Genomic DNA, 13,999 nt, shown 5'->3' with positions numbered 1-13,999 from the left:
TCTCCTCGGGTTGACGAAAAAGGAATCAGCGATACATCGCCTCGATGCGCTCGGCGTACTTGGCCTGCACCAGCTTGCGCTTGAGCTTCATCGTGGGCGTGAGCTCCTCGTCCTCGGCGCTCAACTGCGTTTCGAGCAGAAAGAACTTCTTGATCTGCTCGACCCGTGCGAACTTGGCGTTGACGCGATCGATCTCGCCCTGGATCAGGTCCAGCACCTCTTGCGCGCGCGTCAGGCTTTCGTAGTTGCTGAAAGGCACATCGTGGTCCTGCGCAAATTTCTCGACGTTCTCCTGGTCGATCATGACGATCACCGTCAGGTAAGGTCTCTTGTCGCCGATCACCACTGCGTCGGTGATGTAGGGGCTGAACTTGAGCTCGTTCTCCAGCTCGCTCGGCGTGATGTTCTTTCCCCCCGCCGTGATGATGATGTCCTTCATGCGGTCGGTGATGCGGAAATACCCTCCCGCGTCGACCGTTCCCACGTCGCCGGTATGCAGCCAGCCGTCGGCGTCGATGGTTTCGGCCGTTTTCTCCGGCAGGTTGAGGTACCCCATGAAGACGTTCGGGCCGCGCACCAGGATTTCGCCGGTTTGCGGGTTGAGCCGAACCTCGTTGTAGCTGGTGGCCGGCCCGATCGAGCCCGGCATGATGCGCGACGGCGGCACGCCAGTCGAGGCACCGCACGATTCCGTCATGCCCCATACCTCCAGCATGGGCACGCCCAGCGCCAGATACCAGCGCACGAGGTCGGGCGAAATCGGCGCCGCGCCGGTCACGAGGAAGCGCGCGCGGTGAATCCCGATGAGCTTGCGCACGTTGTCCAGCGCCAGCCATCGCGCCAGGCGAAACTTTAAGCGCAGCCCCGCGCCCACGGGCTGGCCCTGCAGCACGCGCTCGGCAATCTGCCGGCCCACGCCAATGCTCCAGCCGTACGCCGCCTGCTGCAGCCGGCTGGCCTCCTTCAGCGCGATCATCACGCCCGAATAGAACTTCTCCCACACGCGCGGCACGGCGGTGAACACCGTGGGCGAAATCTCGCGCACGTTCTCGGGCACGGTTTCAGGGTTCTCGACGAAGTTGAGGATCGAGCCGGTGTACATCGCGAAATACTCACCGCCCATGCGCTCGGCGATGTGGCACAGCGGCAGGAAGCACATGCGCTCGTCGCCCTCGCCCTGCGCCAGCAGGGAGTTGTAGCCGCGCATGGTGTACACCAGCCCGCGGTGGCTGTGCATGGCGCCCTTGGGCTTGCCGGTGGTGCCCGATGTGTAGACGAGGATGGCCAGGTGCTCGGGCCGGCAGGCGGCAATGCGCTGCTCCAGCACCTGCGGATGGGCCTGCAGGTACTCACGGCCGAGCATGCGCAAGGCATCGAGGCTGATCACGCCCGGGTCGTCGAGGTCCCGCAGGCCTTCCATGTCGAACACGACGACCTTGCGCAGCATGGGCAATTGCGCACGCACTTCAAGCGCCTTGTCGAGCTGCTCGTCGTCTTCCACAAAGAGCACGGTGGTGCGGGAGTCTTCGCAAAGATAGTGCACCTGCGAAGCCGCGTCGGTGGGGTAGATGCCGTTCGACACGCCGCCGCAACTGAGCACGGCAACATCGCACAGCACCCATTCGATGACGGTGTTGGCAAGAATCGATGCGCACTCCCCTTGGCCAAAGCCGAGCGCCAGCAGACCGCCCGCGATCTCGCGCACCGCATCGGCGGTTTGCCGCCAGGTCCAGGCGCGCCAGATGCCGAATTCCTTCTGCCGCATCCACACCTTGTCGGCACGCAGTTCCACGGCCTTCCAGAACACGGCGGGAATGGTCTCGCCGGGCACGACGATGCCGGGCTTCGGCTGCAGGTGCGCCAAGTCCCAGAGGCCGGCGGGAGCGCGCAAGGCAGTTGTGCTCATGCCCTCATCTCCAGGTCTTCTTCTTTTTCCAGCGCCGCTCGCCGCGCACGCCGTCATCCTTCACGCCAAGGTAGAACTCCTTGATGTCCTCCTTCTCGCGCAGACGCTCGCAGGTGTCTTCCATGACGATGCGGCCGTTCTCGAGCACGTAGCCATGGTCGGAAGCGTTGAGCGCCATGTTGGCGTTCTGCTCCACCAGCAAGATGGTGGTGCCCCTCTCGCGGTTGATGCGCACGACGATCTCGAAGATCTCCTTTGTCAGCTTGGGGCTGAGGCCAAGGCTGGGCTCGTCGAGCAAAATGAGATGCGGCGCCGCCATGATGGCGCGCGAAATGGCGAGCATCTGCTGCTGCCCGCCCGAGAGCAGGCCGGCATCCTGCGTGGCGCGTTCTCGCAAAATGGGAAAGTAGCTGTACACGCTTTCCATGTCCCGCGCCACGCCGTCGCGGTCCTTGCGGGTGTAGGCACCCATCAGGAGGTTGTCTTTCACCGAAAGCAGCGGAAACACCTCACGGCCTTCGGGCACGTGGCTCAGGCCCTGCTGCACGATGTAGGCCGGGTCCTTGGCGGTGATGTCCTTGCCCTGGAATTCGATGCTGCCTTTTCTGGGATCGATGATTCCGGAGATCGTCTTCAGGATGGTCGTTTTTCCTGCGCCGTTCGATCCCAGGACGGTCACTATCTCGCCTTGCCTGACTTTCAGGCTTACGCCACGGATGGCCTTGATGGGACCGTAGGCGCTTTCGACGTTGAGCAGCTGGAGTACGACGTCCGTCATGGCATCGCCTCGTTTGCTTCGGATTGGGGGCGGCGTTGGAGCCCCTGCCCCGGTCGGGCCGACGTCACCGGCCCTTCGGGCTGCCCTGCGCTGCTCACGACAGGCGGGGTCTCGCAGAACTCGCTTCGCTCAAACAGCTGCGAGCCCTGATCCGCCTGTCGCTCCGCTGCTCGGCGGCGCCTCAACGGCCCGCCCGCGGCAGGGGCCCCAACGCCGTGGGCACGCTCAGGGTCGTTCCTCCACCCGGAAGCCCGGTGTGCGGTGCGGGGTGGGCGCCCCCTCTGTGCCGCCGAGGAGCGCAGCGTTTCGCGGATCAGGGCTCGCAGCTGTTTGAGCGAAGCGAGTTCTGCGAGACCCCGCGAAACGCGAGCACCGCAGGGGAGCCGCGAAGCGGCCGGCATAGTGGGGGCGCTCGCGCCGTACCGCACACCGGGCGTCTCCAACGAAGCAGCGAACAACGCGTTCATACCGCCACCCTCCTCAAGCTGCTCACGTCATCCACAGTCCCAAGATAAGCCTCGACAACGCGCGAATCAGCCTGCACCTCACACGGCGTGCCGGTCGCCAACACCTCGCCCATGTTCATGGCAAGCACACGGTCCGACACCTTAGACACCAAAGACATGTCGTGCTCCACCATCAGCACAGACACACCCAGCTCATGCTGGATGTCCTGAATCCAGAACGCCATGTCCGCCGTCTCCTCGACGTTGAGCCCTGAAGATGGCTCATCGAGCAACAGAAGCTTCGGCTCAGTGCACAGCGCGCGCGCCAGCTCCACCACCTTGCGCACGCCGTAAGGCAAACCCGCCACCATCGAATCGCGGTGATGCTGCAAGTCCAGCAGGTCGATCACCTGCTCGGCCTTTTCGCGCGCCGCAATCTCGGCACGCCGCGTGGCGGGCGTAAAAAACACCTCGCTCCAGAAACCCGTTTGCCGATGCGTGTGGCGGCCTATCAGCAGGTTGTGCAAGACAGTCGCATGCTCGAAGAGTTCGATGTTCTGGAACGTGCGCGCAATGCCCAGCGCCGCAATCTCGTGCGGTGCCTGCTGCGTCAACGCCAGCGGGCCCGAGGCTTCGCCATGCCATGTGATCTCGCCCATGGTCGGCGTGTAGATGCGGCTGATCAGGTTGAACACCGTCGTCTTGCCCGCGCCGTTTGGGCCGATCAGCGTGAACACCTCGCCGCGCCGCACGTCGAAGCTCACCTTGTTGACCGCAAGCACGCCGCCGAAGCGCACGCTCAGGTCCTTGGCAGAAAGAAGAACATCGCTGCTGCTCATCTCAGCCGGTCCGACTTGGTGAACGACTTCTGCCGCTTGAACAGGCCCTTGCGGTAGAACGGAAAGAGCTGCAGCCAGGTGCGGATCTTCAGCCAACGCCCATACAGGCCCAACGGCTCGAACAGCACAAACGCGATCAGCACCAGGCCGTAAACCAGCCCCTGCAGCCCCGGCGCCTGGCCCACCACGGCCGGAAGCCAGTCCTTGCCCATCGAGATCAGCTGCGGCATTGCAATCAAAAAGATCGCTCCCAGGAACGCACCGTGCACCGAACCGAGTCCGCCGATCACCACCATCAGCAGCAGGTCGATCGACTGCAGGATGTTGAACTGGTCCGGCGAAATGAAGCTGAGCTTGTGCGCATACAGCGCACCGCCCAAGCCCGCGAGCGCGGCCGAGATCGCAAACGACATCGTCTTGTAGCGCGCGAGGTGAATGCCCATGCTCTGCGCCGAAATTTCGGAATCTCGAATGGCGACGAAGGCGCGCCCCGTTGGTGAGCGCAGCAGGTTCAAAATGCCCAGCGTGCTGAGCACCGCCACCACCAGGCACAAAAAGTAGAAGCCCTCGCCCGAGCCCAGCGACCAGCCGAAGAGCTGCGGCGACTTCACGTGCAGCCCCGCATTGCCGCCGGTCACGCTCTCCCAGCGCGCGAACACCTCTTCGACGATGAAGCCGAACGACAGCGTCGCAATGCCAAGGTAGATGCCCTTCACGCGCAAGGCCGGCAATGCGACCACCACGCCCACCGCCGCCGACAGCGCCGCGGCCGCGAGCAGCGCAATGGGGAACGGCACGCCCATGTTGGTCAGCACCCCCTGCGTATAGGCCCCAGCGCCGAGAAACGCCGCATGCCCGATGGAGAACTGCCCTGTGAAGCCGGCGAGCAGCATCAGCCCCAATCCGACGATGCCGTAGATCAGCACGAAGGTCAGCTGCGCGAGCCAATACTCGTCGATCACCCACGGGGCAACAAGCAGGAAAGCGACGAGCAGGCCGTACCAGAACATATGGCCGCCGTGCCGCGCGAGGCGAATGTCCTGGTCGTAGCTGGTCTTGAAGATGAAGCGCATGTCGGACTAGACTTTCTTGCGCAGCTTTTCGCCGAACAGGCCATTGGGCTTGATCATCAGCATCAGCAGCACGACGATGTATGGCGCCGTGTCTTTGAACCCATCGGGCAGGTAGAACCCGGCAAACGATTCGACGATGCCGATGACAAGCCCGCCGACGATGGCACCCGGCAGGCTGCCGAACCCGCCCACCACCGCGGCCGGAAAAGCCTTGAGCCCGATGAAGCCCATGTTCGCGTGCACGAAGGTGATGGGCGCGAGCAGCATGCCCGCAATGGCCGCGACCGCCGCCGCCAGGCCCCACACCAGCCCGTTGAGCCGCTTCACCGGAATGCCCATGTAGTAGGCCGCGAGCTGGTTCTGCGAAGAGGCCTGCATCGCAATGCCCAGCTTGCTGTAGCGGAACATCGCGAACAGCAGCCCGCAGAGGATGGCGGTGGCAATGATGATGGCGAGCTGCTCGAGGTTGACCACCAGCTCGCCCACTTTCCAGATCTGGTCCTTATACGGAACGGCCAGCGTGTGGGTGTCGGTGCCGATGCCCGGCACCATGGTGATGAGCCCGCGTGCCACGTAGGCAATGCCGATGGTGAGCATCACGATGGAGAACTGCGGCTGCCCGAGGATGGGGCGAATCACCACCAGTTCGAGCAGCACGCCGAAAGCCGCCATGGCCACCAGCGCCAGCACCGCCGCAAGCCAGAATGGCATGCCGAACAGCGACATGCCGGCAAACGCACCGAAGGCGCCGAGCATCATCAGGTCGCCCTGCGCAAAGCTCACGGTTTCGGTGGCCTTGTAGATGAGCACGAAACCCAGCGCGATCAGCCCATAGATGCAGCCTTGCGCAATGCCCGACAGCAGGAGCTGGAGTATTTGCATGCGGCCTCTTCTTTTGCGCTACTGCCTGTAGCCGCCGGCCGCGTCGTGCAGCGCAAGACGGCGCGATCCCGCCACGATGTCGCTGGGCTTGAGTCCGTAGACCTGGCGGATCGAATGGCTGAAGTGCGTCGAATCAGGGTAGCCGGTGTCCAGCGCAATGTCGGTCAACGTGCTGGTCTGGCGCACGTAGCGCAGCAGGCTCCGCGCGCGCTTCCAGGCCCGGAAGGCGCGAAACGCCATGCCGGTCTCCTGCTTGAACAAGTGCAGAAAACGCGAGAAAGAAAGGTGCACCGAGGCCGCGCAGTCTTCGGCCGAAGTGGGCGCGGCGGGGTCGGCGTTGATGGCGTCGATGACCTTGCGGATGCGCGCATCGATTTCCCGAGGGGCCAGCGCCTCGCCGAAGAACAGGCGGTCGAAATCGAAGCCGTCGAAACTCTGGCGGCCCGAGGCTGCGAGCAGGTGCGTGTGCGCATCGCGCATGCGCTGCACGAACGCCGGCGCATCGACCGGCCCGCAATGCTGCATAAACCCAGGCAGGCGCGCGGGATCGACCGATTCCGATTCGATCAGCAGGTTGAAGATGAGCGGGTGTGCGCTTTCCACGCGGTGCGGCACCTGCGGCGGCACCACCAGCAGTTCGCCCGTCTGCCAGGCGCCTCCGCCGATGCGCAGGCGGTTCGGCGGCGCGCCCGCGGGCGACACGTACACGCCATGCCCGCCCATCGTGCGTTCGGCCGCCGCGCCGAGCAGCCCGGCGTAGAACACGCGCTGGTGCGTGAGCCACATCAGGCGCTCCCCGCTCTGCGCGCCGCCGCTTGCCGGCGGCGTCGTCTTCGTTCGCTGCATGGTGTCTGTCTCCTGCATCGGGCCGCCGTTGGCCAAGGGCCGGCACTGCGTTGGCTGGATCGTAGCGGCGAGGGCCGGCGGCGCGGCGTTCATTTGCGCGGGGACTTTCCCTAGGCCAACGCAAGCGCGCGGCGGAGTTCGGCGGTGCACAGTGCGATGGCTGTGCCGGCCTCGTCGAGCACCTTGCCCATGGTGATGAAGCCATGGATCTGGCGCTCGAAGCAGACATACGCCGCGCGGTTGCCGGCGGCCGTCAGCGCCTCGGCGTAGGCCATGCCTTCGTCGCGCAGCGGGTCGTAGCCGGCGGTAAGCACCAACGCGGGCGGCAGGCCCGAGAGATCGGCGTGAAGCAACGGCGACGCGCGCCAGTCGAGGTCGTGCCGGGCGTCGTCGATGTAGTGGTCGTGGAAGTACGTCATCGTGTCGCCGGTCAGCAGGTAGCCCTGGCCGTTGGCCTGGTGCGAGGGATGGCCGCGGCGCATGTCGGTGGCGGGATAGATCAGCAGCTGGAAGGCGATGGGCAAGTCGCCGGCATCGCGCGCGGCAATGGCCGTCACCGCCGCAAGGTTGCCGCCCGCGCTGTCGCCGCCCACCGCGAGCCGGCCGGCATCGAGGCCGAGCGAACCGGCCTCGCGGCGCACCCAGCGGGTGGCGGCCAGCACGTCGTCCACGGCGGCCGGAAAGCGGTGCTCCGGGCCCATGCGGTAGTCGATCGACGCGACCGCGCAGCCCGCGCCGTTGGCGAGCGAGCGGCACAGCACGTCATGCGTGTCGAGGTCGCCGATGACCCAGCCGCCGCCGTGAAAGTACACGAGCACCGGCAGCGCCGCATCGGCCGCGGCACCCAGCGGGCGATAGAGGCGCATCGGGATGGCGCCGTGCGGCCCTTCGGCCTTCAGGTCGCGAACCTGGGCGACCTGGGGGGCTTCGGGCTGGGTGGCGGCGCGCCGGTCGCGATAGAACGCGCGCGCCTCGGCCGGCGAAAGCGTGTGGGTCGGCGGGATGCCGCGCGCCTCGATGAAGTCGAGCAAGGCGCGGGCCTGGGGGTGCAGCATGGTGTCTCCGGTGGGTCGGGCCGATGTTTGTTCGCCCGATCTCCTCCGCACGATGCCCGCACGCGCCCGGCGCCGCTTGCGAAAACTGGCTGTAACGCCGGCTATGCCGGGGTTGGTGCCGCTCAGGCCTTGCGCGGCTTCACGCGCGAGGCGGCTTCCTTGGCCAGCTTGCGGGCGGTGTCGGTGTCGGCCGCATGCACCAGCGCCACGCCCATGCGGCGTTTGGCAAAGCTCTCGGGCTTGCCGAACAGGCGGATGTCGCTGCCCGGCACCTGCAGCGCCTCGGCCACGCCGTCGAACGCAATGCCGGTGGCGTCGACGCCGCCGTAGATCACTGCGCTGGCACCCGGGCTCTTGAGCGACGTGTCCACCGGCAGGCCGAGGATTGCGCGCGCATGCAGCTCGAACTCGTTCTGCCATTGCGTGGCCATCGTCACCATGCCGGTGTCGTGCGGACGCGGGCTCACTTCGCTGAACCAGACCTCGTCGCCCTTCACGAACAGCTCGACGCCGAACAAGCCCTGGCCGCCGAGGTCGACCGTGACGGCCTGCGCGATCTGCTGCGCCTTCTGCAGCGCGGCGGGCGCCATGGGGTGCGGCTGCCAGCTTTCCACATAGTCGCCGCTCACCTGCACATGGCCGATGGGTTCGCAGAACTGCGTCTGCACCGCACCGGCCGCGTCCCTGGCGCGAACGGTGAGCAGCGTGATCTCGTAGTCGAAGTCGATGAAGCCTTCGACGATCACCCGGCCGTGGCTCACGCGGCCGCCGGCCATGGCGTAGTCCCAGGCCTTCTGCACGTCGGCCGGGCCGTCGATCTTGCTCTGGCCCTTGCCGGAGCTGCTCATCACGGGCTTGACGATGCAGGGGTACCCAATGCCGGCGTCGATCGCGGCCTGCAGCTCGGCCAGCGAGTCGCAGAACTTGTAGGGGCTGGTCGGCACGCCCAGAGTCTCGGCGGCCAGGCGGCGGATGCCTTCGCGGTCCATCGTGAGGCGGGCGGCCCGGGCCGTGGGAATCACGCGCACCACGCCGGCGTCTTCGAGTTGCTGGAGCATCGGCGTGGCGATGGCCTCGATCTCGGGCACCACGAGCGCCGGCTTCTCGGCCTCGATCAGCGCCTTCAGCTGCTCGGGGTCGCTCATGGTGATGGTGCGTGCATGGTGCGCCACCTGCTGCCCGGGCGCGTTCTCGTAGCGGTCGACCGCGATGGTTTCAACACCGAGGCGCTGCAGGGCGATCAGCACCTCCTTGCCGAGCTCGCCGGAGCCGAGCAGCATCACGCGGGTGGCCGAGGGAGAAAGAGGGGTGCCGAGGGTGGTCATGGTCGGAGTCGAAAAAGAGAAAGGGAAAAAGCGATCGCCGCACTGTAAGCCACCCGGTGGCGGCCGTGTCACTCGCGGCAACAGCGGGCCGGCGGGGCTGCTTCACAATCGATCTCCTGCAGCGGTGGCGGCCTTCGCGCCGCCCGCCCCTTACCCAGTTTTATTTATCCAAGGAGTTTTCTCATGACGATCCAGACCGTCGGCATCATCGGCGCCGGAACGATGGGCAATGGCATTGCACAGGCCTGCGCGGTGGCCGGCGTCAACGTGGTGATGGTCGACATCGCCCAGGCGGCCATCGACAAGGGCCTGTCCACCGTCTCGGGCAGCCTCGACCGCCTGATCAAGAAAGAAAAGCTCACGGCCGAGCAGAAGACCGCGGCGCTCGCGCTGATCAAGGGCTCGACCAACTATGACGATCTGAAGAGCGCGCAGCTGGTGATCGAGGCCGCCACCGAGAACCATGCGCTCAAGCTCAAGATCCTGAAGCAGGTCGACGACATGCTGGCGCCCGAAGTGATCATCGCGTCGAACACCTCGTCGATCTCCATCACCCAGCTCGCGGCCGCCACCTCGCGTGCCGACCGCTTCATTGGCATGCACTTCTTCAATCCGGTGCCGATGATGGCCCTGGTGGAGCTGATCCGCGGCTACCTCACGAGCGACGCCACGCATGACGCCGTGAAGGCGCTGGCCGAGAAGCTCGGCAAGTCGCCCATCACGGTGAAGAACGCACCGGGCTTCGTGGTCAACCGCATCCTGGTGCCGATGATCAACGAGGCCTTCTTCGTGCTGTCCGAAGGCATTGCCACCGCTGAAGACATCGATGCCGGCATGAAGCTGGGCTGCAACCAGCCCATCGGCCCGCTGGCGCTGGCCGACATGATCGGCCTGGACGTGTGCCTGGCCGTGATGGAGGTCTACCTCGAGCAGTTCGGAGACTCCAAGTACCGCCCCTGCCCGTTGCTGAAGGAGATGGTCGCGGCCGGCCAGCTGGGCCGCAAGACCGGACGCGGCGTGTACACCTACTGAGCGCGGCAAGAATAAAAACACAAGGAGACAAGCACATGACCGCCACGCCCATCACTCCGACCATGCCACCCGCCGAAGGCTGCATCGACACGCAGGTCTTCGACCATGTGCTGCTGATCGGCATCAACCGCCCCGCCAAGCGCAACGGCTGGACGCCGCCGATGTTCAAGCAACTGGCCGAGGCCTACACCCGGCTGGACGACGACCCGGACCTGCGCGTGGGCGTGCTGCATGCCTTCGGCGACCACTTCACAGCGGGCCTGGACCTGCCGGCGGTCACCGAGTACATGAAGCGCGGCGAAAAGGCGATTCCCGCCGGGCTGGTGGAGCCGCACGACTTCGGCCTGCCCGGCTACCGCCGCCGCACCAAGCCGATGGTGGTGGCGGTGAAGGGCATCTGCTTCACGGTGGGCATCGAGCTGATGCTGGGCGCGGACATCGTGGTGGCGGCCGACAACTGCCGCTTCTCGCAGATGGAAGTGCAGCGCGGCATCATGGCCACGGGCGGCGCCACGCTGCGCATGGCCGAGCGCGCGGGCGTGGGCAACGCAATGCTGCACCTGCTCACGGCCGACGAGTTCGACAGTGCCGAGGCCTATCGCCTCAACTTCGTGCAGAAGGTGGTGCCCGCCGGTCAGGAGCTCGAGGCGGCCCTGGCCGTTGCGCAGCGCATTGCGGCGCAGGCGCCGCTGGCGGTGGTGGCCACCCGGCTCAACGTGATCAAGGCCGTGGAGCAAGGGCCGCTCGCCGCCGTGTCGGAATTCATCGAAACACAAAAGCGCCTGTCGAACAGCGAAGATGCGGCTGAAGGCGTGCGCTCCTTCGTCGAGCGCCGGCCCGCGCGCTTCAGCGGCCGTTGATGATGAATGCTTGCGGAGGAGCCTTGCCCATGTCCTTTTTCCAACGCACGGCGCTCGCCGCCGCCTTCACACTGATTGCCGTGAACACCTCATCGAACGCCCAGACGCCCGCGCCCGCCGCGCCTCCCGATCCCGCGGCCACTTCGGTCGAGGCCATGGGCTGGATGAAGGGCTTTCCGCCTCCGCCCGACAAGCTGATCACCTTCGACAACCCGGCGGGCGGCGTGTTTCCGCGCACGCGCTGGAGCTTTTCGCACGTGCGCGAAACCGTGCCGACCGCCAATGTGTGGCGCGGCAGCGGTGCGCCGAGCCCCCTGCCGGCGGCGCCGCGCAGCGACATCGAAGCCGTCACGTTCAAGCCCCTGGGGAGTACCGGCGAGACCGTGACCTTCGCGCAGATGATTCCGCGCACCTACACCGACGGCATCCTGGTAATGCACCGCGGCCGCGTGGTCTATGAAAAGTACTTCGGCGCACTCACGCCCGAGCGGCCGCACATCGCGATGTCGGTCACCAAGTCCTTCGTGGGTACGCTGGCGGCCATCCTGGCGGACGAAGGCAAGCTCGACCCTTCGGCACCCGTCACCAAATACCTTCCTGAACTGAAGGACACGGCGTATGGCGACGCAACGGTGCGCCAGGTGATGGACATGACCATCGGCGTGCGCTACTCCGAGAACTACGCAGACCCGAAAGCGGAGGTCTGGGACTATGCGCGCGCCGGCGGCATGCTGACCCAAGGTGCGAACTACGCAGGCCCGAAGTCGTTCTACGAATTCCTCGCCACGTTGCAGAAGGAAGGCGCGCACGACGCCGCCTTTGCCTACAAGACAGTCAACGCCGAGGTGCTCGCCTGGATCCTGCGCCGCGTCAGCAACCAGCCGCTCGCCGACCTGCTGAGCGAAAAGATCTGGCGCCGCATCGGTGCCGAGCAAGACGCCTATTTCATGGTCGATCGCATCGGCACCGAGTCGGGCGGCGGCGGGCTCAACACCGTGCTGCGCGACCTGGCGCGCTTCGGCGAGACCATGCGCAACGGGGGCCGTGCGACCAACGGGCAGCAGGCCATTCCGAAAGCCGTGGTCGAAGACATCCAGCGCGGCGGCGATGCGGCCAAGTTTGCCAAGGCCGGCTACGCGCTGCTGCCGGGCTGGTCGTACCGCAACATGTGGTGGGTGACGAACAACCCGCACGGTGCCTACATGGCGCGCGGCATTCACGGGCAGAGCATCTATGTCGACCCGAAGGCCGAGATGGTGATCGTGCGCTACGCGGCGCATCCGGTGGCGGCCAATGCGGGGAACGATCCGCTCACGTTGCCCGCGTTCCACGCGGTGGCCGAAGCGCTGATGCGGCCCTGAGTTCTTTAGAAAAAGCTCAGCCGCCGTCCCGCTCGCGGGCAATCACAAGCAGGCCGTCCATGATCAGGCTTTCGACGAGTTCAAAATCACCGTTCATCACGGGCGCCATCTTCCAGCCCGCGCCGCCTGTCATGTAGCAGGCCGGCTCGGCGCCGCAGTGCGAGCGCACGTGCTGCACCATGCGCTCGACCGCCCCCGCAATGGCATAGGTGCCGCCGCTGGTGAGCGCGTCGCTGGTGTTGGTGGGAAATTCGCGCACCTCGCCCGTGGGCACGTGCAGCCCGGCCGTGCCCGATTCGAGCGCGCGCAGCATGATGCCGTGGCCCGGCAGGATCAATCCGCCCAAGAACTTGCCGCTGGCGTCGATGGCCTCCACCGTGACGGCCGTGCCGATCATCACCACCACCATCGGCCGCGCGGGCCCCGTGCCCAGCATGCGGTGGCGCGCGCCGATCATCGCCACCCAGCGGTCGGCGCCCAGCCGCGTCGGATGGTCGTAGCCGTTGACGATGCCGGCCTCGGCCGCACTCGCCACGACCCAGCGCGGCGCGCACTCGAAGCGCTCGACGATCTGCTCCTCGGCGCGACGGCGCACCGCATCGCCGGCTACGACGCAACCGAGCATGGAGCCGGGCGCGGGCAGGTCGGCCCACGGGCCTTCGGCCAGCCGTTCGATGTGGTCGAGAAACTCGGCCCCGTGCGCCTGGAGCGTGGCCCCTGGACGCGCGCCATCGTAGAGAGCCCATTTGAGGCGGGTGTTGCCGATGTCGATCGCGAGGAAGGGGGATGCCATGGGCGGGATTATTGCGACTTTATGTCGCTTACCGTCGCTTGCACTTGCGGCAAGGGACTACGCGCCACGGTCACTTGCCGCCGTTACAGTCGCGATTCCCAATAACCACGGCAGAAGGAGTACCCCATGGGTTTGCTGAGTTTCATCAAGGAAGCAGGAGAAAAGCTGTTCGGCGGTTCATCGGCTCAGGCTGCCGAGCCGGACGCGAACACCAAGGCCGCGGCTGCCATCAAGACCTATATCGAGACGCAAAATCTCGGTCTCACGGGCCTGGAAGTGACCTACACGGCCGCGACTGGCGTCGTCACGCTGGCCGGCCAGGCACCGTCGCAGGAAGCGAGCGAGAAAGCCGGGCTGGCCGCGGGCAACGTCGCCAATGTGACGAGCGTGGACAACAACCTGGTCGCACCGGCCGCACCGCCAGCGCAGTACCACGACGTGGTGAAGGGCGACACGCTGTCGGCCATTTCGAAGAAGTACTACGGCGATGCCAACAAGTACAACGCGATCTTCGAAGCCAACAAGCCGATGCTGAGCCATCCGGACAAGATCTATCCGGGGCAGAAGCTGCGCATTCCGACGCTTTGACCTGATTCAGCTCGCCGATGAAAAGGCCCACTGGGAACGGTGGGCCTTTTGTTTTTTGTGCTGTTGTTTTTGGCGCTGCTGTTCAGGGCGTGTGCAAAGGCCACCGGGTACTCCCCTCCGCGAATGTCCCCCGGCTTCGCCTCCTCCTTTATTTCGCTGCGGGGAGCACCCGATGCCCTGTGCACCTGGACACGCTGCTGGTGCAACGCTGATCA

The 13,999-nt window shown here is 65.9% G+C and carries 13 protein-coding genes; 4 read left to right on the top strand and 9 right to left on the bottom strand.

Annotated features, from left to right (window positions below; translation table 11 throughout):
• Window positions 1-25 precede the first annotated feature (25 nt).
• From V9L21_RS24555 to purT, 8 genes are all read right to left on the bottom strand, one after another.
• The gene (locus V9L21_RS24555; RefSeq protein ID WP_337315400.1) at window positions 26-1,906 is read right to left on the bottom strand and encodes an AMP-dependent synthetase/ligase; all 1,881 of its coding nucleotides are present in this window, start codon (window positions 1,904-1,906) and stop codon (window positions 26-28) included.
• A 4-nt stretch (window positions 1,907-1,910) separates the two neighbouring features.
• A complete protein-coding gene (locus tag V9L21_RS24550; RefSeq protein ID WP_157616222.1) occupies window positions 1,911-2,684 on the bottom strand; it encodes an ABC transporter ATP-binding protein in 774 nt (257 codons plus the stop codon).
• A 463-nt stretch (window positions 2,685-3,147) separates the two neighbouring features.
• Window positions 3,148-3,969, bottom strand: coding sequence for an ABC transporter ATP-binding protein (locus V9L21_RS24545; RefSeq protein WP_337315399.1), 822 nt, complete (start codon window positions 3,967-3,969; stop codon window positions 3,148-3,150).
• Entirely contained in the window at window positions 3,966-5,042 is a 1,077-nt protein-coding gene (locus tag V9L21_RS24540; RefSeq protein ID WP_337315398.1) for a branched-chain amino acid ABC transporter permease, read from the bottom strand. Before V9L21_RS24540 ends, V9L21_RS24545 begins: the two co-directional genes overlap by 4 nt.
• Window positions 5,043-5,048: 6 nt before the next feature.
• Entirely contained in the window at window positions 5,049-5,924 is an 876-nt protein-coding gene (locus tag V9L21_RS24535) for a branched-chain amino acid ABC transporter permease (RefSeq protein WP_281146669.1), read from the bottom strand.
• Window positions 5,925-5,942: 18 nt separating this feature from the next.
• A complete protein-coding gene (locus V9L21_RS24530; RefSeq protein WP_337315397.1) occupies window positions 5,943-6,770 on the bottom strand; it encodes a helix-turn-helix transcriptional regulator in 828 nt (275 codons plus the stop codon).
• A gap of 110 nt (window positions 6,771-6,880) precedes the next feature.
• Entirely contained in the window at window positions 6,881-7,825 is a 945-nt protein-coding gene (locus tag V9L21_RS24525; protein ID WP_337315396.1) for an alpha/beta hydrolase, read from the bottom strand.
• Window positions 7,826-7,947: 122 nt separating this feature from the next.
• Complete coding sequence (purT, locus tag V9L21_RS24520) at window positions 7,948-9,150, bottom strand: formate-dependent phosphoribosylglycinamide formyltransferase (protein ID WP_337315395.1); 1,203 nt, start codon at window positions 9,148-9,150, stop codon at window positions 7,948-7,950.
• Window positions 9,151-9,333: 183 nt separating this feature from the next.
• On the opposite strand from purT, the gene V9L21_RS24515 reads away from it, so the two are divergent.
• The 3 genes from V9L21_RS24515 to V9L21_RS24505 are packed head-to-tail and all read left to right on the top strand — an operon-like array spanning window position 9,334 to window position 12,403.
• Window positions 9,334-10,182 (top strand): 3-hydroxybutyryl-CoA dehydrogenase, encoded by an 849-nt coding sequence (locus V9L21_RS24515; RefSeq protein ID WP_337315394.1) that lies wholly within the window; start codon window positions 9,334-9,336, stop codon window positions 10,180-10,182.
• 35 nt (window positions 10,183-10,217) lie between these two features.
• A complete protein-coding gene (locus V9L21_RS24510) occupies window positions 10,218-11,042 on the top strand; it encodes a crotonase/enoyl-CoA hydratase family protein (RefSeq protein ID WP_337315393.1) in 825 nt (274 codons plus the stop codon).
• A gap of 29 nt (window positions 11,043-11,071) precedes the next feature.
• A complete protein-coding gene (locus V9L21_RS24505; RefSeq protein WP_337315392.1) occupies window positions 11,072-12,403 on the top strand; it encodes a serine hydrolase domain-containing protein in 1,332 nt (443 codons plus the stop codon).
• A 16-nt stretch (window positions 12,404-12,419) separates the two neighbouring features.
• Here the strand turns inward: V9L21_RS24505 and V9L21_RS24500 are convergent, their stop codons facing one another.
• Entirely contained in the window at window positions 12,420-13,196 is a 777-nt protein-coding gene (locus V9L21_RS24500; protein ID WP_337315391.1) for a type III pantothenate kinase, read from the bottom strand.
• 126 nt (window positions 13,197-13,322) lie between these two features.
• On the opposite strand from V9L21_RS24500, the gene lysM reads away from it, so the two are divergent.
• A complete protein-coding gene (lysM, locus tag V9L21_RS24495) occupies window positions 13,323-13,784 on the top strand; it encodes a peptidoglycan-binding protein LysM (RefSeq protein WP_337315390.1) in 462 nt (153 codons plus the stop codon).
• The last annotated feature ends 215 nt before the right edge of the window (window positions 13,785-13,999 follow it).

Origin of the sequence: Variovorax sp. CCNWLW235 (genome assembly GCF_037204085.1) — a bacterium.
Classification (GTDB): domain Bacteria; phylum Pseudomonadota; class Gammaproteobacteria; order Burkholderiales; family Burkholderiaceae_C; genus Variovorax.
Note: the sequence above shows the minus strand (reverse complement) of the source record. Positions and strands in the feature narration are given on the sequence as shown.

Bases quoted from the DNA above. Each gene is read 5' to 3' on its own strand.
- V9L21_RS24555 (WP_337315400.1), bottom strand. From the start codon at position 1,906: ATGAGCACAACTGCCTTGCGCGCTCCCGCCGGCCTCTGGGACTTGGCG.
- V9L21_RS24550 (WP_157616222.1), bottom strand. From the start codon at position 2,684: ATGACGGACGTCGTACTCCAGCTGCTCAACGTCGAAAGCGCCTACGGT.
- V9L21_RS24545 (WP_337315399.1), bottom strand. From the start codon at position 3,969: ATGAGCAGCAGCGATGTTCTTCTTTCTGCCAAGGACCTGAGCGTGCGC.
- V9L21_RS24540 (WP_337315398.1), bottom strand. From the start codon at position 5,042: ATGCGCTTCATCTTCAAGACCAGCTACGACCAGGACATTCGCCTCGCG.
- V9L21_RS24535 (WP_281146669.1), bottom strand. From the start codon at position 5,924: ATGCAAATACTCCAGCTCCTGCTGTCGGGCATTGCGCAAGGCTGCATC.
- V9L21_RS24530 (WP_337315397.1), bottom strand. From the start codon at position 6,770: ATGCAGCGAACGAAGACGACGCCGCCGGCAAGCGGCGGCGCGCAGAGC.
- V9L21_RS24525 (WP_337315396.1), bottom strand. From the start codon at position 7,825: ATGCTGCACCCCCAGGCCCGCGCCTTGCTCGACTTCATCGAGGCGCGC.
- purT (WP_337315395.1), bottom strand. From the start codon at position 9,150: ATGACCACCCTCGGCACCCCTCTTTCTCCCTCGGCCACCCGCGTGATG.
- V9L21_RS24515 (WP_337315394.1), top strand. From the start codon at position 9,334: ATGACGATCCAGACCGTCGGCATCATCGGCGCCGGAACGATGGGCAAT.
- V9L21_RS24510 (WP_337315393.1), top strand. From the start codon at position 10,218: ATGACCGCCACGCCCATCACTCCGACCATGCCACCCGCCGAAGGCTGC.
- V9L21_RS24505 (WP_337315392.1), top strand. From the start codon at position 11,072: ATGTCCTTTTTCCAACGCACGGCGCTCGCCGCCGCCTTCACACTGATT.
- V9L21_RS24500 (WP_337315391.1), bottom strand. From the start codon at position 13,196: ATGGCATCCCCCTTCCTCGCGATCGACATCGGCAACACCCGCCTCAAA.
- lysM (WP_337315390.1), top strand. From the start codon at position 13,323: ATGGGTTTGCTGAGTTTCATCAAGGAAGCAGGAGAAAAGCTGTTCGGC.